Raw genomic sequence first — 13,309 nt, 5'->3', positions numbered from 1 at the left:
GCGGGTTTTGTCAATCAATGAGCGCGCTGTAAAGGGTGCCGGTTTCGTTGAGGGATGAAAGGGACTGGCCATAAGCTTCCGTGCAGGTTGCAAAAATTAAACATTATACAAGCTATGGTTTTAAATTGAGAATTGCTGGTTAGAACTGATAACTTGTCAGTAAAGAATCACTTGGTGGTAGAATGGCAAGTTTTGAAGAAATAGCTTCCAATATGCGCGTAGTCAGGGGGTTGGCACACTTACAACCATTACTAAAAGGTTGTGTGCTTACAATTGGAAATTTTGATGGCTTACATTTAGGTCATCGGGCTTTGATAGATAAATTGGCCGAAAAAGGCCGGCAAATGAATTTGCCGGTCGTGGTCATTATTTTCGAGCCCCAGCCACAAGAATATTTTATGGGCGATAATGCGCCCTCAAGATTGATGCGCTTGCGCGAAAAAGTGACACAATTTTTGACGCTTCCGGTGGACATCCTGCTGGTCATGAAGTTTGACATGCACTTCGCCAATTCGGATGCCGAAGATTTTATACGCGAAGTGCTGGTAGCCAAGCTGAATGTAAAACACCTGGTTGTGGGTGATGATTTTCATTTTGGTAAAGCGCGTAAAGGTAATTTTGCGTTACTTAACCATAAAAGCCTGGAGTACGGATTTAAGGTTGAAGATTCTCAATCTTACCGCTTGTCCGGCCATAGAATCAGCAGCACATTGATTCGTGACGCATTAGGTGAGGGAGATTTGCCGATGGCTGAAAAAATGCTGGGCCGCAGCTATTCGATTTGCGGCCGGGTTGCTTACGGTGAGCGCGTGGGTAGAACCATTGGTTTTCCTACGGCGAATATCAGGTTGTTGAGAAGAAATACACCGATCGATGGCGTATTCGCTGTCCGGGTGTCGGGGCTGGATGACACGGCTTTGCCGGGAATTGCCAATGTCGGCACGCGGCCTACTGTAAACGGCGCGTCCAAAGTGACTTTGGAAACGCATTTATTCGATTTTAATCGAGATATATACGGCCGGCAGATAGAAGTTCATTTTTTAAAGAAGATCAGAGATGAGCAGCGATTTGAGTCATTGCAACAATTGAAGACTCAGATTGAGAAAGACGTAACTGAAGCCAAAGAATTTTTGCTGAAATAACTAGTGATGACGATGGAATACAAAAACACACTGAATTTACCCAAAACGGATTTTCCAATGAAAGGAAATCTGGCACAACGCGAGCCGGAGCAACTTAAAAAGTGGAAAGAAGCCAGCTTGTATTCAAAAATCAGAGAAACATTTTCCGGTCGTCCCAAGTTTATTCTTCATGATGGGCCTCCTTATGCGAACGGCCCCATTCATATCGGTCATGCGGTCAACAAGGTTCTTAAAGACATCATTGTCAAATCCAAGACCCTGTCCGGATACGATGCGCCTTATGTGCCCGGCTGGGATTGTCATGGGTTGCCTATCGAGTTAATGGTTGAAAAAAAGGTCGGAAAACCGGGCGCCAAATTGACGGCAGCCGAATTCCGGACTGCCTGCAGGGACTATGCGGCCAAACAGGTCGAAATGCAAAAAGAGGAATTCATCCGCCTGGGTGTTTTTGGTGAATGGGACAATCCCTATCTCACCATGAACTTTAAAGTAGAGGCCGATATCGTTCGCGCGCTGGGTAAAATCAGTCGTCAAGGCCATTTAACCAAAGGTGCGAAACCGGTTCACTGGTGTACCGATTGCGGTTCCGCCCTGGCTGAAGCGGAAGTCGAGTACGAAGATAAGCATTCTCCTGCTATTGACGTAAGTTTCAGAGTTCTGGATGAGGCGAAGTTCATGGCAGCTTGCCATCACGTACCGGAACATCCGGGCGAAGGGCCTTTGTCGATGGTTATCTGGACAACCACGCCCTGGACGCTGCCCGCTAACCAGGCTGTGGCTTTAAATCCGGATCTGGAATACGCGGTTATTCAATTCAGTAAAAATGGTCAGCCTGAGCGCTTACTGCTGGCTGAAGCGCTGATGAAAGACGCGATGATGCGTTACGGTATTTCCGATTACAAGGTCATTGCCTATTGCAAGGGTGATGCGCTGGAAAATCAAATGCTGCAGCATCCGTTTTACGATAGACAAGTGCCTATCATTCTAGGCGGCCATGTCACTACCGAAGCCGGAACCGGAGCGGTTCATACCGCACCGGGGCATGGACAGGACGACTATGTAGTCGGCCAAAAATACGGTCTACCGGTTGATAATCCGGTAGGCGGGAATGGTGTTTTTTTACCGGGAACCGAGTTCTTTGCGGGTGAGCATGTTTTTAATGCGAATGATCATGTGCTGGAAGTGCTCGCCGAGCGAGGGGTGCTGATTCATAAAGAAGCTATTTTGCACAGTTATCCGCATTGCTGGCGTCACAAAACTCCGATTATTTTCAGGGCAACGCCGCAATGGTTTATTTCTATGGATAAAAACCGCTTGCGCGAACAAGCGCTTGAAGAAATCAATAAAGTTGAATGGATACCGGATTGGGGTAAGGCCCGTATAGAAGGTATGATTTCAGGAAGGCCGGACTGGTGTGTTTCAAGACAGCGGACCTGGGGCGTACCCATTGTCTTGTTCGTCAATAAAGAAAGCGGGGAACTGCATCCTAATTCCGAAGAATTGATCGAACAGGTCGCTCAGAAAATCGAAGTAAAGGGGATTGACGCCTGGTTCGAGCTGGATAAGGCAGACTTGCTGGGCAATGAAGCCGAGCAATACGACAAAATTCAGGATACGCTGGATGTCTGGTTCGATTCCGGGGTGACTCACTTTTCGGTATTGAGAGACCGCGATTATCTGGGTTTTCCGGCCGATCTGTATCTCGAAGGTTCCGATCAACATCGCGGCTGGTTTCAGTCATCATTGCTGTCATCTGTTGCGATGGAAGGCGTCGCTCCTTTCAGGGAAGTGCTGACTCACGGCTTTGTCGTCGATGGTGACGGCAAAAAAATGTCCAAGTCCAGCGGCAATGTCGTTGCGCCTCAATCCGTCATGAAAACACTGGGCGCCGATGTCTTGCGTCTGTGGGTGGCAGCAACCGATTATCGGGGAGAAATCAGTGTTTCGGACGAAATTCTCAAACGCACGTCCGATGTTTATCGGCGCTTGCGCAATACCGCCCGGTTTTTGATATCCAATCTGGATGGTTTTGATCCTGCATTACACAGTGTTTCGGTTGACGACATGATCGCATTGGACCGGTGGGTCGTGGACAGGGCATTTGTGCTGCAGCAGGAAGTGATAGACGCTTACGATAATTACCAATTCAATTTGGTTTATCAAAAAGTTCACCATTTTTGTGCCGTGGATTTAGGCGGTTTTTATCTGGACATCATTAAAGACCGGCAATACACCGCCAAGCATGACAGTCTTGCGCTTCGCTCGGCCCAAACCGCGATGTATCATGTGCTGGAGGCATTAACCCGCTGGCTGGCGCCGATACTGAGTTTTACCGCAGATGAACTTTGGCAGTATTTGCCCGGTTCTCGCGGCGAATCGATTTTTCTTGAAACGTGGTATCAAGGTTTGTTCGAGCTTGATAATAACAGCGCGTTGAATCGGGAATTCTGGCAAACCATCATGAGCGTGCGGGAAGCGGTCAGCAAGGAATTGGAACAGGTCAGAAAAACCGGAGCCATAGGCGCGTCATTGAATGCGGAAGTCACCCTTTACGCGGATGAGTCGCTTTTTCCTGTACTCAAACAGATTGAATCAGAACTGCATTTTATCTTTATCACGTCTTACGCCCGCGTTAAAACGGCATCCGAAAGACCGGCCGATGCCTCTCAAACAGAGGTGAGCGGACTGGGTGTGTTGGTTGTCGCGTCCACCCAACCAAAATGTGTTCGCTGCTGGCACCAACGCGATGATATCGGCGTTCATCCGGACCATCCGGAACTGTGCGGACGGTGTGTTGAGAACGTCGAAGGTTCCGGCGAAATAAGGCAGTTTGCATAATGGCCGGCACCAAGTTGAAATGGCTTTGGCTGTCTTTTATTGCTTTGGTGCTGGATCAGCTGACCAAATGGGCAGTTAAAACCGGCATGCAGTTATACGAATCGATAGACATTCTGCCTTTTTTTAAACTGACCTATGTTCATAATACCGGCGCAGCCTTCAGTTTTTTGAGTGAGGCTGGCGGCTGGCAACGTTGGTTTTTTGCCGCAATGGCGTTTGTTGTCAGCGGTGTCATTGTCGTCTGGATCATGCGGCTCAAAGAACATGAGACCTTGCTGGCGATTGCATTGTCGTTGGTGTTGGGTGGTGCGATCGGTAATTTGATCGACAGACTGGCATACGGTTATGTGATCGATTTTCTGGATGTTTATTATCAGGCATGGCATTGGCCGGCTTTCAATATTGCCGATTCCGCGATTACCGTGGGTGTGATGCTGATGCTGGCCGAATCGTTCGGTTTCGGTAAACCCAAGCCGGAATAACCGGTTAAAACGAGTAAGGCATCAGCCTTAATCCTGAGATACTTCCGGCAAGCCCTTAAACAACCTGTCCCAATCAAATGCCGGCCCCGGATCGGTTTTTCGACCCGGGGCTATATCGCTGTGTCCTGTAATGGCTTGCCGGGATAGTTTCGGATAATGCTTTAACAGACAGTCGATCACCGCTATTAACTGTGTATATTGTTCGCTTGTGTAGCGGGTTGTATCCATGCCTTCCAGCTCGATTCCGATAGAAAAATCGTTGCAGCGCTGTCTGCCTTGATACTCCGACATGCCCGCATGCCAGGCCCTTAGATTAAATGGTACATACTGCGTTATTTCGCCGGTGCGTTTAATCAGCAGATGCGCCGATACTTTCAGCTGATGAATACTTTCAAAATAGGGATGATCAGCCGGGTTCAAATCGTTACAAAACAATTGATCAATGCAGGCTGTGCCAAACTCTCCGGGGGGCAGGCTGATACAATGAATCACGATCAATGAAATGTCGTCAGGATCAGGACGTTCGTCGCAATTGGGTGACATGATCTGACAGCAATCGGTTATTCGGTGTTCGGCTAGGTGCATGATTGGATCGAGTAAAAGTTGAAAACACTGTTATTATTCACTGGTCCGCATTTTATCGCATGATCAGCCGGGCATGAAACAAACGAACCGAAGGAGACGCTATGAAGCAAGCCCTAATTGATCAGGTCAAACAGATGTTGGCCGAAGACATAGGCAGTGGCGATATCACTGCAGAAATTATTCCGGAGCATCTCTCGGCACAGGCCCAAGTGATGTCTCGCGATGCGATGGTGCTCTGCGGCAGGGACTGGTTCAATGCCGTATTTTTTATACTGGCTCCCGGCATGACCATTCATTGGCGTGTCGCAGAAGGCGAAGCTATCGCCGCAGATACCTTTCTGTGCAGCCTGAAAGGTCCGGCCAGGTCGTTGTTGACCGGCGAACGCACCGCGTTAAACCTGTTGCAAACCTTATCGGCAACGGCAACGCTGGCCCGCCGATACCGGGATGCGGTAGCCGGAACCGGCTGCAAGATTCTGGATACCCGTAAAACCATACCTGGATTACGGCAGGCGCAAAAATATGCAGTTGCCTGCGGCGGGTGTTATAACCACCGAATGGGGCTGTACGATGGGGTGCTGATTAAAGAAAATCATATTATCGTTGCCGGTTCCATCGCCAATGCGGTCAAAGCCGCCAGAGCCAAATCGTCTGTGCCGGTAGAAGTCGAGGTTGAAAATCTCGATGAATTGAATCAGGCCTTAGCGGCAGGTCCGGACCGGATCATGCTTGATAATTTCAATCTTGAGGATATGCGTAAAGCGGTGATTTTGACTGACAAACGGGTTGAGTTAGAGGCCTCCGGCAATATCTCGCTGGAAAATATCCGCAAGGTGGCCGAGACCGGCGTTGATTTTATATCAATAGGCGCGCTGACCAAACACGTTGAGGCCATCGATTTGTCCATGCGTATTCAATTGGTGCTGGACCATGACGACTAAATTGGCCGATCTGTTCAAACTTATCAGTCACGGCGTTTATGTTATCGGCGTTTGCGACGGCAACAACATCAATGCGTTTACCGCTGCATGGGTGATGCAGGTTTCCTTCGATCCGCCCATGCTGGCCTTCAGCATCAATCCTCAACACACGTCGTATCAATTATTGCGGGCAAGCGGCGTCTGTTCGGTCAATGTCTTGAGCGATCAGCAGATGGCGCTGGCTGAGCGTTTCGGCTCGTCCGGTAAAGACAAAATGTCAGGCATAGACTGGCAAACCGCCGTAACCGGCGCACCCATTCTGCCTGAGACGCTGGCTTTTTTCGATTGCGAAGTTTCCTCCTACGCCGATGCGGGTGATCATCAAGTGGTTGTGTGCCGCGTAGTCGATGCGCAAGACAAAAATCCAGGCCGTCCCATGCTTTACGGGCAAACCGGAGAGATGGATCAAAGCGAGAGGCTTTATTCCGGTTCTTCCGAGGAATCGTCATCTTAACCGTGTGTATTGGTCAGACTGCTGTTTGGCATGCCAATATCAACTGATGGTCCTGTTGTGATTTTTATACCCATCGCAGATCGAAATTCGGCACCGGGGTGCCCGTCAAAGGACGCCGTAAAACCTAGCCAGCAGCCATGCTGGCATAGCCTTTGCCGAACAACCCGTTGCCTCCTTAGGCACTGTCGAAATTTGAAGTGCGAAAGGTATAGCGACGTTTAGGGGGCAAGGCATGTCTGGCGAGGCACATCGTGAACTCATCCATAGGGGAAGATAGCAATCCTGCTATCGACATTCTTGCCAAACTCACCTTACCCCTTCTTTAGAGTCAAATTGGGAATTGCCGCGATATCGGGTCATTCCGGGAGTGAATCTTGAGCTCTCTTATCTTAGCGAAGAAAGTCCCAGCGTCAGTGCGGGCCAGTAGGTAATGATCAGCACGGATAACAGCAGAATGAAGAAAAACGGTAAGGTGGCGCGGTAAAGTTGTAGCATTGGCCGCTGAAAGCGATAACTGGCGATAAACAGGTTCATGCCTATGGGCGGCGTAAAATAGCCAATTTGCATGTTGGCGAGAAAAATAATACCCAGATGCACCGGGTCCACGCCATAACCGACGGCAATCGGCAGCAGCAACGGAATCATGATTACCAGCGCCGCAAAGATGTCCAGCAGAGTGCCGAGTATCAGCAGAAAAATGTTAAGTGCTATCAAAAATGTGAGCTGACTGGAGATGTGTTCTTTGACAAAACCAAACAGAAGCCCCGGCACATCCGCATCGATCATATAGTTGGTAGACGCAAGCGAGACGCCGAGTATCACCAGAATTCCACCCACCATGACCATGGCTTTGCGCATAATTTCGGGCAGTTTTTGCAGTTCTATTTCCCGATAAATCAAAACTTCGACAATCAGTACATAAGCCGTGGTGACTGCGGCAGCTTCCGATACAGCGAAATAGCCACTGTATATGCCGCCCAGTACTACAAAGGGCAAAGGCAGCTCCCAACGCGCTTCGTTGATAGCCTGCCAGGCTTCGGTACCGGTGAATTTGATCAAAGGTAAATGGCGGTTTTGAGAATAGCTCCAGCCAGAAAGCAACACCAGCATCAAAAGGCCGGGCATGATGCCGGCGAGGAATAATTCATCGATGGTAAACGGCCGGCCGACACTCATTTGCTGGGCAATCACGCCGTAAAGTATCAGCGGTAACGACGGTGCGAACAACAGGCCGAGGCTGCCCGATGTGGTAATCAATCCGAGACTGAAGTTTTCCCGGTAACCGGCCTGCATCAGGGCCGGATATAACAAAGCGCCCAATGCGACAATGGTGACACCTGAAGCGCCGGTAAAAGCAGTCAGTAAAGCACAAGCGGTTAGAGAAACCATGGCCAGACCGCCGGGCAGCCAGCCTAATAGTGCCTGAGTGAGTCGCATCAGCCGATGTGGCGCGCGGCTCTCGCTTAATAAATAACCGGCGAAAGTGAATAATGGAATCGCCAGTAGAATCGACATATCCGTCAACCGGTAAAATTCTATGGCGACTACCATCAGATCTACATCGTTTTGATAAAAGCCCAGTAACGCGCCTGCGGCGATAATGGCAAACAAGGGGGTGCCCAGCAACGCTAACAGGAGCAATATCAGTGAAATCAGCACCGGGAAGGTTCCCTGTCAAACAAGGCAGATAAGGCGTATAGGAAAAAACGCAAGCTAATGACGCAGAAACCAAACGGGATAATCAATTCGCAGACCCAGGCGGGTACCGAAGCAAATGCAAGGGTGGCTTCCCGGAAGTCCATCAATACCAGTCGCAAGCCTTGCCATGAGAGCAGGGCGCAAATCACCGAGGTAAATAGATGCGTACAAAATTGACTCGGCTTTTTCAGGTAATCCGGTAAGAATTTGCTCAGCACATCAATGCTGATATGGTTGCGATCCCGCGTTGCCGCCATTGCGCCCAAAAGTGCAATCCATAATACCAGGATGCGTAGCAGCGGATCGGCCCAAACAAAACCGCTGCCCCAAATGTTGCGAAGCACCACCTGGCCTATTGCCAATAGGATCATCGCTGTCAGAATGGTGACCAGAGTGAGATCTTCCAGGCGACTTAAGCCGGTTATCAAACGCCGGAACATCGTCTTAATTGCCTGAACCCTGGTTCTGGCGAAACTCTCGCAGATGCCTTTTTAAGGTATCCAGAATCGATTGACTGAGAACGCCTTCCTTGCCCATTCTTGTCTCGGTGTCTTCCAACATGGTCCGCCAACTGACTTGGTCGTTTTTATCTGTCGGAACGAATTGGATTCCCTGATTACGCAAAACGTCCAGCGCCTCGTTATTGTCTCGGCGGTTGATACGATCAAGATCCTTATAAACTGCACCGATGACTTCGCGGACACTTTGTTGATCTTCAGGGCTTAGTTCCGCAAAGGCTTTTGCCTGGACGATCATGGTTCCATAAAAATAGGCCAGCGGTTCGTCGGTGACATATTTGATGCGGGTGTGCCATTGCAACGCGATGGCCCCCATCGGTGAAGCCGCGACGGTATTGATCAGTCCGGTTTGCAGGCTGGTCAGCACATCGGTCAACGGCAAAGAGATCGGCGACTGACCGATCGATTGGAATGCACTTCGACTGATGTAATCCCCCTCCGGAATCCAGATTTTCTGGCCTTTCAGATCGTCCACTCTAGCCACCGGCTTGTTTGCCATCAGATAGGCGAAGCCACCTTCGCTCAAACCAAAACTGATAAAGCCGTTTTTTTCCAGTCCTTTGATAATAATCTCATCCATGTGCGAGCGGACATAATCGACTTCGTTGTAATTGCGGAAGATCAACGGCAGGCTGTAGATTTGCGAATCCGGATAAATGTCTTTCAATCCGCCGCCTGGAATGATGCCGCCTTGCAGTTGATTGACGTTGATTTTACGCATAACGCTGGCATCGTTGCCCATGATGCCGCCCGGATAAAAACGGAATATCACCCGCCCGGAAGTCCGTTGTTTGATGACCTCTGCAGCCTGACGCATTTTTTCCATCCACACGGTGCCATCCGGCGATGCGGTGGCTATCTTCAGCGTAATCGATAAAGCATTTTGTGAGAAAAGGGTCAGAAACACCCAAACAACCGCTGCTGTTAATCTGCGCATAATTTACTCTTGAAAATAGCTGGAAGATTCGTCCAATAAGTGTTGAGCTTCCTGTTGAGCCATCGTATTGGAAAGGGTCAGGCCGGAAACCTTGGGGTCTGCCTGCAGGACTTCATGCAACACGTTGTCGTGCAACGCGCGGTCGAAAATCATACGTGCATAATTTCGCGCCAGCGCCACTTTGACCGCCAGGTCTTTGCCTTGCGATAGCTCAATGGCTCGTTCGAAGTGGGTTTTTGCCAGTTCCGGTTTTCCGCCTAATGCGGGGGAAAGTTGAGACCTTAGCAGGCCTAAATAATAATGGACGCGGCCGGCATCAATGCTTTCATCCAAATCGACGATTCTTTCAAATAGAGCTTCGATTTTTGGCCGGTCGGCAATGGCGTTCCAGTCTCTGCTGTGCGCCTGCAGCCAGGCCGCCCAGGTCAGTCCATACGTGTACAATTCGTTCGTCGCATTCTGATTGATATTATCCAGGGCAGGCTTGAAGTCATCATAAGCCAGCGTGTCAATCTTGCACTGCTCGGCTTGTTTTAAACACAGCGCGCGTTGAGCGTAGCTGCGGGCTTTTTCAGTCAGCTTGCGTGAACGCATGTTGTCACTGACCAGACTGGAAGCATAAAAAGCATAGAGTTTTGCTCCCGACATGAGCAGGTCGGCATTGTTCGGATTACTTTCGATCAAGCCGTCCGTCATTAACAAATAGGCCGGTAATCCTTCTCTGACAATAGCGACATCTTCCTGGTCGAGAATAGCGCTTGCAAATGAATCGGACGCGTCCTGTAATGCCGATGATACGCAACCGATCAAGAACGGGATTATCAAAAGCAGAACAGCTGCATTTGTAGGTTTTGATAGAGTCACAAGAATTTTCCCATGATGATGAGCGTTAAAAAATGAAACTAAAGTTTCCTGACTCTTGAGAAACGCTATATTAGCGCATCATAATCCGTTCTGCTAGAACGCCCTGCCGAGATGACGATTTTTGACTGAGCTGATTGATCTTTATAATCAGGACTTTTAATGTAGTTTTATGGGGGTGGCATAAACCTCGCGAGGAACGCCGTAAACCCTCCATGGGGTCTTGACAGCATCATCTGACCGCCAAGGACGGTGGAAATGCAGATGTTGTCCGGAATAATAATCTGCCCTGTTGCCAACATCCCTGTAGCTTACTACTTCCCTTTTTATCATCAAACTGGGAATTGCTTCGATGATGATTGATTGTCTTCAATCAAAGCTTGTCGGAAGTAATCTCGTTCATTTGTTGCGTTTCTTTGTCACGATGGGAATTTCGAATTTGCAGGTATGCATGAGCTTTGCTGCCACTAACCGGTAGTGTCGGCTTGAGTCATCAAGGCTTTACGACGTCAAGGGCCAGAGCTGACAATCAGCCGATAACATTGTTGACAGCATGATTGTCGTGCTCCGGTCCCCGTTCTATTACTCGATATCGATGCTTTTACGTTTGCCCTTTTCTGTTTTTGGAATAATGACTTTTAATATACCGTCCTTAAACGACGCTTTGACATTGTCATAATCAACGGTGCCGGGTAACGATAGCGTGCGCTGATACTCACCCCGGCTTATTTCCCGGCGAAAATATTTCCCTTCTTCCTTTTTTTCTTCTTTTGTGGAAGTGCGGATGGTGATGGCCTGATCATTAACGGTGACATCCACGTCTTCTTTTTTTACACCGGGTAAAGCTGCCTGGACTTCGATTTCATTGTCATGATCGATAATATCCACTTTCGGGAAACCTTTCTCCAAACCCATAGCCGGTATATTCCAGTCTGAAAGTCTGGGCCATCTGCGCGACAGAAAGTCATCAAAAAAATTATCGAAGTCGTCAAATGAAATCAGATTGCCGTTTGTTGAAGGGGCTTTTAATTCTGAACTTTGCTTATTTTCTTTTTCATTGGAATTCATGGCATGCTCCTTTTTAAGTGTTCAAACTTCTAAAAAAGTTATTCAGCTTGATAATAGCGCGAGGGTTCGCCATTGCTTTTTCATGGTTGATAAGGCCGGCAATTCCCAGTTTGATATTTTCCGCCTCATTTTGGGATAGGAAAAAGCTTGAAGAATTTGACGAAAACCTGGAAATAAACTGATCAATACTCAGTCAGCGAATCTATAGCGGAAAACTCAAATGGGCTGTAAAGAGGGGGAAATTAAAGGCCATTTGCAAGACCATCATAGAGACACTGACTGAGCACCATCGGTATTAAAGATGAAAACAGGCAATAAATATATTAGGGTAAACACCTACGAGAGCGCTTGTTCTGTAAATTCTTATCTATGTCGAGTTTGCATGATTGATGTCCCTGAAAATTGGAGAAGTGGCGAAGAGCCTGGCTAAGTGGGGGTATGGTCGGGTCATCTTATTGTGGTGTCATTTTGGCGACAGCGTTACACTGAGTAGAAAATTCCGTTTAATCGCAGGTAAATAGTATGGAAACCGTCCCAGCCAAGCAAGACCGCATCGGTGCGCGCGTTCCGCATGAGGTCTACGAAACATTGTGTCGCGCTGCCGAATTGACCGGCGCCACGGTCAACCAGTTTTTAGTGCAGTCGGCTTTAAAAGAAGCTCAGGCAGTTATCGAGCGTGAGGAAGTTATCCGTCTATCCCCTCGCGACTGGAATTGGTTGCTTGATCTGATGGAAAACCCGCCACAACCCCACGCCAAGTTGCAGGCCGCCATGAAACACTATCAGGACGCAAAACAAAATAATGCAGATAATACCTTTAACTGGGAGCCATGATCGGCAAGGTTTTGATTGTGGGCGTCAGGAACTGAATGGCTGGTTAAGACAGGTCGTTCGGCAACATCAGGACAATGGGCTATCAAAAACCTTCGTTGCTATCGACGAAGCCGAGTCAACTCAAATCTGCGGCTATTATGCCCTAACGCTAGCCGAACTCGAAAACCGCCATCTGCCCGATGCTTGGCGCAAGAAACTGCCTAGCCGCATACCAGGCGTGCGACTGGGCCGGTTGGCCGTTGACAGGATGTTTCAGAATAAGGGGCTGGGTGAGTTGCTTCTGGTCGACGCCATCGATGAAAAGGCTGCCGATTATTATCGACGCTTTGGATTCGAAGCTTTTCCGGACAATCCGCTGTTATTATTTCTGCCCGCAGCTTCAATCAGCCTATAAGGGAGAGCATGCGAAACCAGGGGAGGCGTATTGGTTCAGGCCATTGGTGGTGCGGGTGCGGGTGACCGTTGGTGTAGCCGGTCCATTGGTAGCTGTCATTGGTCCAGCTGGCCGCCTTGATGTCTTGCAACTGGTTGCGAGTGTAGCTCCAGGTGTTGTCCTGGGCGGTGTAGTCGTAGCTGGTGATCGTTAAAAAGTTAAATTAATAATTTAACCGACTCCTTTTCCCCAAGTGGTCTCACCACAAATCCCAGCAAATACAATTTTTGCTATTTTGCAAGACCTGATCCCATTGCTCCTTCTAACTCGATCGGCTTGAGTCCCATGCTAGTATTTAATTGCGTAAATTAGCTATTGTATTTTTTATCTGACTACCCTGTACCTCTCTTCGACGCCATTTAAAAGGTTGAGCCTTCTGATTATGCCTTACGATAAAGGCCTCAATCGCACTCTTTAGCTCCTCAGCACTTGTAAAGCTGGCTCCTTTGAGTGTTTTGCGGGATAAAATTCCAAACCAT

13 protein-coding genes and 1 pseudogene are annotated in these 13,309 nt (G+C 48.7%); 7 read left to right on the top strand and 7 right to left on the bottom strand.

The genetic code is table 11. The annotated features are described in order from the left end of the window. Positions 1–182 precede the first annotated feature (182 nt). From ribF to lspA, 3 genes are read left to right on the top strand one after another with little or no spacing between them, the layout of a single operon-like run. Positions 183–1,142, top strand: coding sequence for a bifunctional riboflavin kinase/FAD synthetase (ribF, locus tag Q7V32_RS04120; protein WP_304895714.1), 960 nt, complete (start codon positions 183–185; stop codon positions 1,140–1,142). A 6-nt stretch (positions 1,143–1,148) separates the two neighbouring features. Continuing rightward, the gene (ileS, locus tag Q7V32_RS04115) at positions 1,149–3,980 is read left to right on the top strand and encodes an isoleucine--tRNA ligase (RefSeq protein ID WP_304895713.1); all 2,832 of its coding nucleotides are present in this window, start codon (positions 1,149–1,151) and stop codon (positions 3,978–3,980) included. Beyond that, positions 3,980–4,462, top strand: a complete 483-nt coding sequence (gene lspA / locus Q7V32_RS04110; protein ID WP_304895712.1) for a signal peptidase II — start codon at positions 3,980–3,982, stop codon at positions 4,460–4,462. The genes ileS and lspA overlap by 1 nt, the downstream gene beginning before the upstream one ends. A 27-nt stretch (positions 4,463–4,489) precedes the next feature. Here the strand turns inward: lspA and ampD are convergent, their stop codons facing one another. After that, a complete protein-coding gene (gene ampD, locus Q7V32_RS04105) occupies positions 4,490–5,047 on the bottom strand; it encodes a 1,6-anhydro-N-acetylmuramyl-L-alanine amidase AmpD (RefSeq protein WP_304895711.1) in 558 nt (185 codons plus the stop codon). Between the two features lie 101 nt (positions 5,048–5,148). Here ampD and nadC point away from each other — a divergent pair, with 101 nt between their 5' ends. Beyond that, entirely contained in the window at positions 5,149–5,988 is an 840-nt protein-coding gene (gene nadC / locus Q7V32_RS04100) for a carboxylating nicotinate-nucleotide diphosphorylase (protein ID WP_304895710.1), read from the top strand. Further along, a complete protein-coding gene (locus Q7V32_RS04095; RefSeq protein ID WP_304895709.1) occupies positions 5,978–6,481 on the top strand; it encodes a flavin reductase family protein in 504 nt (167 codons plus the stop codon). The genes nadC and Q7V32_RS04095 overlap by 11 nt, the downstream gene beginning before the upstream one ends. Positions 6,482–6,865: 384 nt before the next feature. Here the strand turns inward: Q7V32_RS04095 and Q7V32_RS04090 are convergent, their stop codons facing one another. The 5 genes from Q7V32_RS04090 to Q7V32_RS04070 all read right to left on the bottom strand — a co-directional run bounded on the left by Q7V32_RS04090 (position 6,866) and on the right by Q7V32_RS04070 (position 11,563). Continuing rightward, the gene (locus Q7V32_RS04090; protein WP_304895708.1) at positions 6,866–8,140 is read right to left on the bottom strand and encodes a TRAP transporter large permease; all 1,275 of its coding nucleotides are present in this window, start codon (positions 8,138–8,140) and stop codon (positions 6,866–6,868) included. Continuing rightward, positions 8,134–8,619, bottom strand: a complete 486-nt coding sequence (locus tag Q7V32_RS04085) for a TRAP transporter small permease (RefSeq protein WP_304895707.1) — start codon at positions 8,617–8,619, stop codon at positions 8,134–8,136. The genes Q7V32_RS04090 and Q7V32_RS04085 overlap by 7 nt, the downstream gene beginning before the upstream one ends. 4 nt (positions 8,620–8,623) lie before the next feature. Then, complete coding sequence (gene dctP, locus Q7V32_RS04080) at positions 8,624–9,634, bottom strand: TRAP transporter substrate-binding protein DctP (RefSeq protein ID WP_304895706.1); 1,011 nt, start codon at positions 9,632–9,634, stop codon at positions 8,624–8,626. Positions 9,635–9,637: 3 nt separating this feature from the next. Continuing rightward, positions 9,638–10,498 (bottom strand): TRAP transporter TatT component family protein, encoded by an 861-nt coding sequence (locus Q7V32_RS04075; RefSeq protein ID WP_304895705.1) that lies wholly within the window; start codon positions 10,496–10,498, stop codon positions 9,638–9,640. Positions 10,499–11,077: 579 nt separating this feature from the next. After that, positions 11,078–11,563, bottom strand: a complete 486-nt coding sequence (locus Q7V32_RS04070; protein ID WP_304895704.1) for an Hsp20/alpha crystallin family protein — start codon at positions 11,561–11,563, stop codon at positions 11,078–11,080. 522 nt (positions 11,564–12,085) lie between these two features. Here Q7V32_RS04070 and Q7V32_RS04065 point away from each other — a divergent pair. Together Q7V32_RS04065 and Q7V32_RS04060 are read left to right on the top strand one after the other, a co-directional pair. Then, on the top strand, positions 12,086–12,397 hold the full coding sequence (locus Q7V32_RS04065) for a DUF1778 domain-containing protein (protein WP_304895703.1): 312 nt from the start codon (positions 12,086–12,088) through the stop codon (positions 12,395–12,397). Further along, positions 12,366–12,791, top strand: a complete 426-nt coding sequence (locus Q7V32_RS04060; protein ID WP_304895702.1) for a GNAT family N-acetyltransferase — start codon at positions 12,366–12,368, stop codon at positions 12,789–12,791. Before Q7V32_RS04065 ends, Q7V32_RS04060 begins: the two co-directional genes overlap by 32 nt. 334 nt (positions 12,792–13,125) lie before the next feature. Here the strand turns inward: Q7V32_RS04060 and Q7V32_RS04055 are convergent. Continuing rightward, positions 13,126–13,309 (bottom strand): annotated as a pseudogene (locus Q7V32_RS04055) (IS630 family transposase); the annotation flags it as partial.

It is taken from the genome of Methylicorpusculum sp. (assembly GCF_030651835.1).
Lineage (GTDB): Bacteria > Pseudomonadota > Gammaproteobacteria > Methylococcales > Methylomonadaceae > Methylicorpusculum.
This window is presented reverse-complemented; position numbering and strand designations above follow the sequence as displayed.

Coding starts and splice junctions, on each gene's coding strand:
- nadC (WP_304895710.1), top strand. CDS start 5,149: ATGAAGCAAGCCCTAATTGATCAGGTCAAACAGATGTTGGCCGAAGAC.
- Q7V32_RS04085 (WP_304895707.1), bottom strand. CDS start 8,619: ATGTTCCGGCGTTTGATAACCGGCTTAAGTCGCCTGGAAGATCTCACT.
- ileS (WP_304895713.1), top strand. CDS start 1,149: ATGACGATGGAATACAAAAACACACTGAATTTACCCAAAACGGATTTT.
- Q7V32_RS04065 (WP_304895703.1), top strand. CDS start 12,086: ATGGAAACCGTCCCAGCCAAGCAAGACCGCATCGGTGCGCGCGTTCCG.
- ribF (WP_304895714.1), top strand. CDS start 183: ATGGCAAGTTTTGAAGAAATAGCTTCCAATATGCGCGTAGTCAGGGGG.
- dctP (WP_304895706.1), bottom strand. CDS start 9,634: ATGCGCAGATTAACAGCAGCGGTTGTTTGGGTGTTTCTGACCCTTTTC.
- Q7V32_RS04095 (WP_304895709.1), top strand. CDS start 5,978: ATGACGACTAAATTGGCCGATCTGTTCAAACTTATCAGTCACGGCGTT.
- Q7V32_RS04060 (WP_304895702.1), top strand. CDS start 12,366: ATGCAGATAATACCTTTAACTGGGAGCCATGATCGGCAAGGTTTTGAT.
- lspA (WP_304895712.1), top strand. CDS start 3,980: ATGGCCGGCACCAAGTTGAAATGGCTTTGGCTGTCTTTTATTGCTTTG.
- ampD (WP_304895711.1), bottom strand. CDS start 5,047: ATGCACCTAGCCGAACACCGAATAACCGATTGCTGTCAGATCATGTCA.
- Q7V32_RS04070 (WP_304895704.1), bottom strand. CDS start 11,563: ATGAATTCCAATGAAAAAGAAAATAAGCAAAGTTCAGAATTAAAAGCC.